Source organism: Neobacillus novalis NBRC 102450 (assembly GCF_001591805.1).
GTDB lineage: Bacteria > Bacillota > Bacilli > Bacillales > Cytobacillaceae > Neobacillus > Neobacillus novalis.
Window position 1 is genome coordinate 79,682 of record NZ_BCVP01000002.1, and the last position, 10,819, is coordinate 90,500.

At 42.2% G+C, this 10,819-nt stretch carries 8 protein-coding genes; 1 reads left to right on the top strand and 7 read right to left on the bottom strand.

Translation table 11 applies throughout. From position 1 onward, the window contains the following. Nucleotides 1-3 precede the first annotated feature (3 nt). The 7 genes from priA to BANVL01_RS00935 form a co-directional block, all read right to left on the bottom strand. Nucleotides 4-2,415, bottom strand: coding sequence for a primosomal protein N' (gene priA, locus BANVL01_RS00905; RefSeq protein ID WP_066085215.1), 2,412 nt, complete (start codon nucleotides 2,413-2,415; stop codon nucleotides 4-6). Beyond that, on the bottom strand, nucleotides 2,402-3,625 hold the full coding sequence (coaBC, locus tag BANVL01_RS00910; RefSeq protein WP_066085209.1) for a bifunctional phosphopantothenoylcysteine decarboxylase/phosphopantothenate--cysteine ligase CoaBC: 1,224 nt from the start codon (nucleotides 3,623-3,625) through the stop codon (nucleotides 2,402-2,404). Before coaBC ends, priA begins: the two co-directional genes overlap by 14 nt. 183 nt (nucleotides 3,626-3,808) lie before the next feature. Next, nucleotides 3,809-4,027, bottom strand: coding sequence for a DNA-directed RNA polymerase subunit omega (rpoZ, locus tag BANVL01_RS00915; protein ID WP_066085206.1), 219 nt, complete (start codon nucleotides 4,025-4,027; stop codon nucleotides 3,809-3,811). 1 nt (nucleotide 4,028) lies between these two features. Further along, on the bottom strand, nucleotides 4,029-4,643 hold the full coding sequence (gene gmk, locus BANVL01_RS00920) for a guanylate kinase (protein WP_066085205.1): 615 nt from the start codon (nucleotides 4,641-4,643) through the stop codon (nucleotides 4,029-4,031). 11 nt (nucleotides 4,644-4,654) lie between these two features. Continuing rightward, nucleotides 4,655-4,918: an extracellular matrix/biofilm regulator RemA gene (gene remA, locus BANVL01_RS00925; protein ID WP_024030186.1), complete on the bottom strand. Its 264-nt coding sequence runs from the start codon at nucleotides 4,916-4,918 to the stop codon at nucleotides 4,655-4,657. 59 nt (nucleotides 4,919-4,977) lie between these two features. Continuing rightward, nucleotides 4,978-5,853, bottom strand: coding sequence for a YicC/YloC family endoribonuclease (locus BANVL01_RS00930; protein ID WP_066085200.1), 876 nt, complete (start codon nucleotides 5,851-5,853; stop codon nucleotides 4,978-4,980). A gap of 104 nt (nucleotides 5,854-5,957) precedes the next feature. Further along, entirely contained in the window at nucleotides 5,958-8,636 is a 2,679-nt protein-coding gene (locus BANVL01_RS00935; protein ID WP_066085196.1) for a calcium-translocating P-type ATPase, SERCA-type, read from the bottom strand. A 170-nt stretch (nucleotides 8,637-8,806) separates the two neighbouring features. Between BANVL01_RS00935 and BANVL01_RS00940 the strand changes: the two genes are divergently transcribed. Further along, nucleotides 8,807-10,516: an Rqc2 family fibronectin-binding protein gene (locus tag BANVL01_RS00940; protein ID WP_066085193.1), complete on the top strand. Its 1,710-nt coding sequence runs from the start codon at nucleotides 8,807-8,809 to the stop codon at nucleotides 10,514-10,516. Nucleotides 10,517-10,819 lie beyond the last annotated feature (303 nt).

Consider the following 10,819-nt stretch of genomic DNA (forward strand, 5'->3'; position numbering starts at 1 on the left):
AGTTTACATTAGGATAAACGGATTTACATCGATTGAAACTTGCAGACCGCTTTTCGCATCTTTTTGGTATTGATCGAGAATTGTTTTTAAAGTAGTTGTCAAGTTCGGTTCCCGTTTGTATTTTATCAGACATTGATAGCGATATCTATTATTAATCCTAGGTATAGGCGAAGCTGCAGGTCCTAGCACCACTGCTTCTGGTGATAATCGTGACTGGACATAGTTAGTGATTTTTTCTGTTGCCGTTACAACAGCTAACAACTGTTCATGACTGACGGTAATAAGTGATAAAAAATAAAACGGTGGATAATGATGCATTTTTCGGCTTAACATTTCTTGCTGATAGAATAGATCATAGTCTTGCGTTCCCGCAAGCTCGACACTGTAGTGTTCAGGCGTATAGGTTTGTATGATGACCTCTCCCGGCAATTGATGGCGTCCTGCCCGCCCGCTAACTTGCGTTAACAGTTGAAAGGTTTTTTCTGATGAACGGAAATCCGGTAAATGAAGCATTGTATCGGCGGAAAGCACCCCGACAAGAGTAATGTTGGGGAAGTCCAGCCCTTTGGCAATCATTTGTGTTCCTAGTAGAATATCAGCTTTTCCATCCAGAAAATCCTTTAATAATCGTTCATGTGAACCTTTACGTCCCGTTGTATCAACATCCATACGGATGACTCTTGCCTCGGGAAGAATTTTCCCCAGCTCATCCTCTACCTTTTGTGTACCCGTTCCAAAATAGCGGATATATTCACTTGTACACTCAGGACATACCTTTGGGACAAAACTTTCATAGCCGCAATAATGACATTTCATCTGCTCATTAACGCGGTGATAAGTAAGCGAAATGTCGCAATTCGGGCAATTCATGACATAACCACAGTCTCGGCACATCACAAATGAGGAGTGGCCGCGCTTATTTAAAAACAAGACAGTTTGCTGCTTTTTCTCGATTCTATCCTTAAGCATTTCAAACAGCTTCCGTGAAAACATCGAACGGTTGCCATCGCGAAGTTCTTCACGCATGTCAATGATTTCGACAGCCGGAAGTGGTTGATTATTCATCCGGATTGGCAGTGTTAACAGATGATATACCTTCTTTTGTGCTCTGGCAAAGGTCTCAAGTGAAGGTGTTGCACTCCCCAGTACAACAGGGCAGCTATAGGTTTTCGCCCTTTCAATCGCCACATCTCTCGCATGGTATCGCGGCATTTCTTCCTGTTTATAACTCGTTTCGTGCTCTTCGTCGATAATAATGATGCCAAGATTTTCGAATGGAGCAAAAATAGCTGATCTGGCTCCAACGACGACCTTTACTTCCTTCCGATGAATCTTACGCCACTCATCATATTTTTCACCGGCAGACAACCCGCTGTGTAATACAGCGACTAGGTCGCCGAACCTGCCCTTAAACCGATTCACCATCTGCGGAGTAAGGGCGATTTCCGGTACAAGCACAATCGCTTCCTGCCCTTTTTCAATCACTTCTTGAATCGATTGCAAGTAGATTTCCGTCTTGCCGCTCCCCGTTACCCCATAGAGCAAAAATACCTCATGAAGATTTCGCTCTACAGTATTTAATATCGGTTCAATCGCGGTTTGCTGTTCCTTAGTTAAGGGCAGTGGTTTCGTTCTCTCGAATCTCCGATGCTCATACGGGTCGCGGTAAACTTCCACTTCCTCCTCACCAAGAATCCTTTTTCCAACTAAAGCTTTAATAGTCGAAGCTGTTGTATTTAGCTCAGCTACTAGCTGCCTCATTTCAATTGGAGCAAAATGTTCGACAAAATAGCTTATTACTTGTTTTTGTTTTTCTGCATTTACTGGCAATTTCCCTATTTCTTCTGTTAATACAGCTTGGGAAACAAGTGGACGGATATATTTCCGTTGTTTTTTCCTGACTTTTTCCTTCACGATATAAAGGACTTCGAGATGACCTTTAGCTGTTTCCTTTTGTAACAAGGATACAATTCCATTCTTCAAAGCATCTTGCCAATCCAATTTTCCATTCTTTGCGAAAAATGAATGCAACGATAACGGGAGTGCACTTATTTCTATTCCTGGAGCCAGTTTTACGATTTTTTCATATTTCGCTTTTAAGGCTGCCGGAAGCATTGCCTGATAGGCAACTATTTTAAAACAAAGCGTATGTTCCGTCAGCCAGCTCCCAAGCGCCAGTAATTCATGATTTAAAACCGGTTCAAGATCCATCGGCTCAATGATTTCTCTTAACTGCTTAACCTCAGATTCTTTTTTTAGCTCAATGACAAATCCTTGAATATTTCTTGGGCCAAATGGAACAATTACCCTCATACCAGGCTGGATGGTATCCCGCCACTTCCCAGGTATCAAATAATCGAACACCCTGTCCGTTTGTTTTGCCGGTACATCAACAATCACACTAGCAATTTCCATCTTTATTCATTTCCTTTATAAGCACAGTACTTTCTTCGATTATTTTTTCTGCTACTGCTGTTTTAGACATTAGCGGTAATTCGGTCATCGTACCATCCCTCTTAAACAGCGTCACGATGTTAGTATCAGTGTCAAACCCTGCCCCGTCAGCCATTACATTATTTGCGACAATCATATCTGCATTTTTAGCGAACAACTTTTTTCTTGCATATGCTTCGACATTATTTGTTTCCGCTGCAAAGCCAACAAGTAATTGTTTCTTCTTTCGCTGCCCTAGCTCATACAAAATATCTTTCGTTCGTTCAAGTTCTATCGTCATGTCCTCTGCCTGCTTTTTCACTTTGTGCTCATGGGTGATTTTCGGGCGATAATCGGCAACAGCCGCCGTTTTTATGACGAGATCTGCGCCATCAAAATGGCTCAATACCGCCTTGTACATTTCTTCAGCACTCTCGACCTTGACAATGTCAACACCAGAAGGGGCCTGTAATTGAACAGGGCCGGAAACTAAGACAACATCCGCCCCCTGCCTTTTCGCCTCTTCCGCTAAGGCATATCCCATTTTGCCGCTGGAATGGTTGGAAATGAAACGGACTGGGTCAATTTTTTCCCGCGTCGGACCTGCGGTAATTAACACCTTTTTTCCCTTTAGTCGATTTGCCTGATTAGTGCCGAAGAACATTTGAATTAAGGCTACTATTTTCTCCGGTTCCTCTAAGCGCCCTTTACCAACGTAACCACAGGCAAGCCAGCCTTCACTTGGCTCGATGAATTGATAGCCATATTCTGCTAATATCGAAAGATTCTTTTTTACTGCTGGATGGTCGTACATATGAACATTCATTGCAGGGGCAATCCAAACAGGTGAGGAGGCCGCCAGCAGCGTGGTCGTAATCATATTATCAGCTATCCCACCCGCTAATTTGGCAATGGTATTGGCGGTTGCCGGTGCAACGAGAATTAAATCAGCCCAATCAGCAAGGTCAATATGGGCGATGACCTGCGGATTTTTCTCATCAAAGGTATCGGTATACACTTCGTTGCGGGATAAGGCTTGAAAGGTTAACGGGGATACAAATTTCGCTGCAGATTCGCTCAAAATAACTTTAACATGTGCTCCAGCTTGAGCAAGCTTACTTGTCAGGGCAGCTGCTTTATATACGGCTATTCCGCCTGTCACACATAATACTATTTTCTTATCCTTTATCATCAACGAATCCCCCACTTCTAGTACATTCTTACTTTATTATGATGGAACAGAATCAACTTTTCATCTTTTTCGTTACTAAATTCGACAATTTCTTTTAAAAATAAAAAAGGCTGACACGTTAGGAGTTTTCCTTTGTCGTCAGACCTTCTTTCGTAATTTACATGCTGAATTGCTATTTATCGACTATTCGGCAGATGCTTCTGCTTTTTTGGAAATCCGGTATGTCAACTCACCACTGTAAATTTCCTCTAATGCTTTCCCTACATACTTATAGGAGACATATTTCGGAAGTCTTTCATCTCTAATTTGCGACATCACCCGGGCACGCTTCGCAGCCACAGAGACAAGTGAATATTTCGAATCAATTTTTTCAAGCAAGGAATCAATAGAAGGATACAACATTTTATTCAACCTCCAGCAATTTTTTATAACGATGTTCGACTCTTACTCTTCGGCAATGTTCAGCTGTTACGATAGCTCTTACACGTTCACAAGCGAGATCGACTTGGTCATTTTCAACAACATAATCATATAATTCCATCATTTCAATTTCTTCACGGGCAGACAGCATCCGATTGTGGATGATATCATCTGTCTCCGTCCCTCTTGTCACAATCCGATTTTTCAATTCGGTAAGGCTTGGCGGCATCAGGAAGATAAATAACCCCTCAGGAAACTTCTCCCGAACTTGGCGGGCACCCTTTACTTCGATTTCTAAAAACACATCTTTTCCTGAATCCAAGGTTTCGCGCACATAATCAACTGGGGTCCCATAATAGTTTCCGACAAACTCGGCGTATTCTAACAGCTTACCTTGCCCAATTAATTCTTCAAACTCTGCTCTTGACTTGAAAAAATAATCAACACCATCTTTCTCCCCCGCGCGTGGTAAGCGGGTTGTCATCGAGATGGAGTATTCAAACGCTGTATCTGGATGAGAAAAAATCTCTTTTCGAACCGTTCCTTTTCCAACCCCTGATGGCCCAGAAAGTACAATCAGCAATCCTTTTTCCTGCATGTTCAAAAATCCTACCCTTCATCAATAGTATCATCACGGTCTGTTAAGCGATGGGCAACCGTTTCAGGCTGGACAGCTGAGAGGATGACATGGTCACTATCCATGACAATCACTGCGCGTGTCCGTCGTCCATATGTAGCGTCAATCAGTGATCCCCGGTCACGGGCATCTTGAATAATTCTTTTTATTGGGGCAGATTCAGGGCTGACAATGGAAATAATTCGATTGGCAGAAACGATATTTCCAAATCCAATATTAATCAATTTAATCGACATGGTACCATCCAATCATCAATAATATATTTTGACCGTCAAAATCAGTTTCTAAACAAGTTCTATTCGATATTCTGTACTTGTTCCTTCAACTTCTCTAGCAAGCTTTTTATTTCGACTACTTTTTTCGCAATGTTTGAATCATTTGCTTTTGATCCGATGGTGTTCGCTTCTCGATTCATTTCCTGTATGAGAAAATCTAGCTTTCTGCCAATGGGTTCCTGTTCATTAATCGTTTGCATGAATTGTTGAATGTGGCTTTTTAATCTTGTAATTTCCTCATTTATATCAGCTTTGTCAGCAAAAACAGCCACTTCCGTTAAAATTCGTGTGTCATCTATCTGCCCATTGACAAATTCCTGCATTCTTTTCGTCAGACGGTCTTTGAATGCTTGCACCACGAACGGCGTAAACTTTTGAAGTTCAAAGACATTTGCTTCTAATTGCGTGAGCATCGCCAGCAAATCCTTTTTCAATTCTTCCCCTTCGGCGCTTCGCATTTCCTTTAGTAAAACAACCGCTTCTTCCGTTGCGGTTAAAACTAATTTCTCAAGTTCTTCATTGCCAGCTTCACTTTCTTCAATATGTAAAAGGTCTGATCGATTAAGTAAATCCTGGAGTGTGATTGTTCCTTCCATGCCAAATTTTTCATGTGCCTGCTTGATGAATTGGTAGTATTCTTCAACCAACTTCCAATCTACATGGACTTTCCGGGTGACGACCCCTTCCCCTTCAACACTTACATAGACCTCAACCCTGCCGCGGCGAATATGCTGGTTTAATTTCTTTTTTATTTTATCTTCTATTTTTAATAGCTGTCTTGGCAAGCGGATATTCATTTCACAAAATCGGTGGTTGACTGTTTTAACTTCCACATTAACTGAGAAGGAATCTGATTCTGCCTTTCCCCTGCCAAAGCCTGTCATACTAATAACCATCACGTGCACATCCAATCTATAAAAAAAATAATCGGCATTCTTTATTTTTTTAAAGACAAAAGGTAATAGAATGGACTCTATTACCTTTTGGATTATAACATACTTTATTTTGTTTTTCTTAACAAAAATGATCCGGCTAGTAAAAAAGTTGGAATCGATGATAGCCCGACAATCAACAACCAGTCTTTTAAGGCTATAGGCAAGGTATGGAAAACCGGCTGCAGCGGCGGATAATAAATGACGACAAACATTAAGGCAAGGGAAGACAGGACGGCCCAGACAAGGTATTGGTTCCCGAATGGGTTTCTCGACAACACCGACTTTTCGCTGCGACAATCAAACACATGGATGAGCTGAGCCATAACAAGGGTGGCGAAGGCAACAGTTTGAGCATATGCCAGCTGGCTCGTATCGTTATGATAAACAATGATAAAAGCCAATAAGGTAACAATCCCAATTAGGAATCCTCGGGAGACAACCTTCCAGCCAAGTCCGCGAGAAAATACACCTTCATTCGGGCTTCTTGGCCTCCGTTTCATCACGTCTTCTTCCGGACGATCAAGCCCGAGGGCCATGGCCGGCAGTCCGTCTGTTACCAGGTTTACCCAAAGGATTTGAATGGGTACAAGGGGCAGCGGCAGTGCTAATAACATCGCAAACAACATCACCAATATTTCACCCACATTTGACGCCAGCAAGTAGCGGACAAATTTTCGTATATTTTCATAGATGTTTCTACCTTCAGTAATTGCCGCCTTAATTGTCGCAAAATTATCATCTAACAAGATGAGCGCCGATGCTTCTTTAGCGACATCTGTTCCGGTAATTCCCATTGCTACCCCAATATCTGCCGCTTTGATTGCTGGGGCATCGTTGACACCATCACCCGTCATCGCAACAATATGGCCGCGATTTTGCAATGCTTTAACAATTTTCAACTTATGTTCCGGTGAAACCCTGGCAAACACTGCCACGTCATCGACTACATCTTCAAGCTCTTCAACCGACATATTAGCCAAAGCCTTCCCATCAAGCACCTTGCTTTTGCTTGTTAAAATCCCCAGCTGGGCGGCAATCGCCTTGGCAGTAATGACGTGATCACCAGTAATCATCACGGTTTTTATTCCTGCAGCCTTACATTCCTTCACTGCATCTTTTACTTCAGGCCGCGGCGGGTCAATCATCCCCTGCACACCAATAAGGGTTAATTTTTTCTCTGCCTCTTGTTCACTTAAGATGATCGTATTAGCTGGGATTGGCTTAAAGGCAACCGCAATCGTTCGCAGTGCTTGCGATGCGAGGCCATCGATTGCATCCTGAACCTTCATTTTTGTTTGCTTATTTAAAAATTGCGTGCGTTCATCCCATAGAATTGATTCACTAATCCCTAAAATGACATCTGGTGCTCCTTTTGTAACAATGAAATGACGGCCTTGTTTGTCTTTTACCTGGATACTCATCATTTTTCTAGCCGAGTCAAAGGGAAATTCATTCATGATCGTAAACTCATTTAATAATGTTTTTCGATCAAAACCTGCTTTCATCGCACTGACAAGCAAAGCACCTTCCGTTGGATCCCCGTCAAGAATGAAATCTTCATCCTTCATGATCAAATCCGAATGGTTGCATAACATTCCGAAAATCAGCATTTGCTGTAAGGCTTTTTCATCCTTGGGTTGAACTGTTTGCTTATTTCGATAAAAATTTCCCTGCGGCTGGTATCCTACTCCGTCGACTGTCCACGTCTGTCCCCCACTCCAGAGATGGGTTACGGTCATTTTATTTTGCGTCATCGTTCCAGTTTTGTCAGAACAAATAACCGATGCACAGCCAAGCGTTTCGACGGCTGGAAGCTTCCTGACGATGGCATTTTTCTTAATCATCTTTTGGACACCGAGCGATAATGCCACGGTCACAATGGCCGGCAGCCCTTCAGGTATCGCTGCCACCGCAAGCGAAACACCTGCTAAAAACATCTCGTAAATTTCGTGTCCGCGTAAAACACCGACCACGACAACTAGTACGGTTAACAGCAAAGCGACTGTGATTAATATTTTCCCCAGCTGCTCTAAGCGCCGCTGCAATGGTGTATCCTGTGACTCTGCATTTTGCAATAAATCAGCAATTTGTCCCATTGCTGTTTTCATTCCGGTCGCGATTACAACCCCGACACCGCTTCCCCTCGTAATCATCGTGCCCATAAAGGCGATATTCTCCATATCGCCAATTCCCGGGTTAGGGTTTGTTAAGCAATCGATATGTTTGGAAACGGGAACAGACTCACCTGTAAGCGCCGATTCCTCTATTTCTAAGCTTTTAGATTCAACAACACGGACATCAGCGCCAATCCGGTCGCCGCTAGTAAACTTCAAGATATCCCCGATGACGATTTCTTTTGATGGAATCTTCAGCCATTTTCCATCCCGCAATACAGATACATGCGGTGCCGATAATTCCTTTAGGGCTTGGAGTGATTTCTCCGCTCTTCGTTCTTGGTAAAACCCAAGGCAGCCGTTAATAATGACGATGGCAATTATGGCAATGGCATCAATATATTCGCCGAGCAAGCCGGAAATCAAGGTTGCTGCTAGGAGGACTAACACCATAAAATCCTTAAATTGACTAAAAAATAAGAGTAAAGCCGATTGCTTTTCTCCTTCGTCCAATTCATTTTGTCCGTGCTCATTTATCCGCTTCTTTACTTCTTCCTGTGTTAATCCAGAAGAAAAGTCGGTTTCTAAGGCCTTTTCTACTTGTTCTATCTTCATTTCATGGAATTTCATCCGACCATCTCACTTCCCCCTTTATTCATTCAGACTAGCTCTAAAGAAAGCTTATTCAGGGTCGTCCCAAAAAATGCTATGATTAACGTTATTGCTAGGGGGAAAATAAGACAGATTTTCGCCAAGTAGGATATAATGTAATCATATGTTTGAAGAAAAGGATGTTTTCGATGTCATTTGATGGTTTATTTACTAAAGCAATGGTCGATGAGCTTGTTCGTTCCCTAAAGGGCGGGCGGATAAATAAAGTTCAACAGCCTTATAAAAATGAAGTGATTCTTACCATTCGGGCAAACGGAGTGAATCAAAAGCTGCTTTTATCGGCACACCCAAGCTATGCACGGGTGCAGTTTACTAACGAACCGTATGATAATCCGAGTGAACCGCCAATGTTCTGTATGCTGCTTAGAAAGCATATTGAGGGCTATATCTTAGAGGATTTATATCAAGTTAATAATGACCGAATGATTATTTTTGAAATTAAGGGCCGAAATGAAATTGGTGATATTAGCTATAAACAATTAATTGTTGAAATTATGGGACGGCACAGCAATATTGTTCTGGTCGATAAAACGCGAAATGTCATTCTTGACAGCATCAAGCATGTCTCCTTTGCCGTGAACAGCCACCGGGCGATTTTACCGGGACAGCCTTATATCTCTCCTCCCGAACAAAACAAATTAAATCCGTTTGAGGCTACCCAGGAGGATGTATTGAAGGCAGTCGATTTTATCGGAGGCAAACTTGACCGCCAGCTGGTTGAGCATTTTGCCGGTACGTCACCGTTATTTGCTAAGGAAGTGATTTTTCAAAGCGGTCTGGCTAATCGAACGACTGTACCGGGGACATTTGTCCGATTGATTGGAAAAATTGCTGCCGGCGAGCTTTCGCCATCGATTATGTCTGCTAATGGAAAGGAATCGTTTTATCTTTTCCCACTTGAGCATTTAAACGGCGAGTCGAAAAGTTTTCCAACCTTAAGTGAAATGCTTGACCGCTTTTATTTTGGCAAAGCAGAACGCGACCGCGTAAAGCAGCAAGGAAATGATGTCGAACGCTTTATTAGTAACGAAAAAGAAAAGAATGAAAAGAAAATTGAAAAACTAAAGAGTACGTTAAAAGCCGCGGAGAAGGCGGATGAATTTCAACGTTACGGCGAACTGTTAACGGCCAATCTTTACGCAGCCAAAAAGGGTATGAAGGAAATCGAAGTTCTCAATTATTATGATGAATTAGGCGGCACAATTGTGATTCCGCTCGACCCGAGAAAGACGCCATCTGAAAATGCGCAAAAGTATTTCTCTAAATACCAAAAAGCAAAAAATGCTGTTTCTGTTGTCGAGGAACAAATCGAACTAGCTCTTGCCGAAGTAACTTACTTTGACAATTTACAGCAACAGGTACTGGCTGCTTCACCGAAGGATATCCAAGAGATCCGTGAAGAGCTTGTAGACGGAGGCTACATCCGCGAACGACGGAAACGAAACGGGAAGAAAATGCAGAATGTGAAGCCTGTCTTGGATCATTTTATTGCCTCAGATGGCACCGATATCATCGTCGGGAAAAATAATAAACAAAATGATTATTTGACCAATAAACTGGCGGCACGGGATGAAATTTGGCTGCATACGAAGGACATACCTGGTTCACACGTCGTGATTCGCAGTAAAGAACCCGCAGATGAAACCATTCGCGAAGCTGCTATTTTGGCCGCATATTACAGCAAAGCGCGGAATTCAAGCTCCGTGTCTGTTGATTTTACGAAGGTTCGGCATGTCAAGAAACCTAGCGGGGCGAAGCCGGGGTTTGTGATTTATGACAACCAGCAGACGGTTTATGTTACGCCGGATGAGGAACTGGTGTTGAAATTGAAGAGATAGACAATATAGGAGGATGTCCTGAGGTTTAAGACATCCTCTTTCTAGTGTTTTAACAGCATATTAACGAATTTTCCACAAAGATCTTCAAAGAATTGAAGAGTTTTTATAAAAAAACTTATGTGGATGATGTGTTTTTCTACAAAAGCGGTAATTTCTCATAATAAAACTTAGATTTTGTCCTTCCTTTACAGTTTATTTGCTAAAAAGTAGGTTTTATTTGCGAATCTGATGGTTTTATTTGCGAATCTGATGGTTTTATTTGCGAATCTGATGGTTTTATTTGCGAATCTGATGGTTTTAATT

Excerpts from the sequence above, each read along its gene's own strand:
- priA (WP_066085215.1), bottom strand. The coding sequence starts at position 2,415 with ATGGAAATTGCTAGTGTGATTGTTGATGTACCGGCAAAACAAACGGAC.
- coaBC (WP_066085209.1), bottom strand. The coding sequence starts at position 3,625 with ATGATAAAGGATAAGAAAATAGTATTATGTGTGACAGGCGGAATAGCC.
- rpoZ (WP_066085206.1), bottom strand. The coding sequence starts at position 4,027 with ATGTTGTATCCTTCTATTGATTCCTTGCTTGAAAAAATTGATTCGAAA.
- gmk (WP_066085205.1), bottom strand. The coding sequence starts at position 4,643 with ATGCAGGAAAAAGGATTGCTGATTGTACTTTCTGGGCCATCAGGGGTT.
- remA (WP_024030186.1), bottom strand. The coding sequence starts at position 4,918 with ATGTCGATTAAATTGATTAATATTGGATTTGGAAATATCGTTTCTGCC.
- BANVL01_RS00930 (WP_066085200.1), bottom strand. The coding sequence starts at position 5,853 with ATGGTTATTAGTATGACAGGCTTTGGCAGGGGAAAGGCAGAATCAGAT.
- BANVL01_RS00935 (WP_066085196.1), bottom strand. The coding sequence starts at position 8,636 with ATGAAATTCCATGAAATGAAGATAGAACAAGTAGAAAAGGCCTTAGAA.
- BANVL01_RS00940 (WP_066085193.1), top strand. The coding sequence starts at position 8,807 with ATGTCATTTGATGGTTTATTTACTAAAGCAATGGTCGATGAGCTTGTT.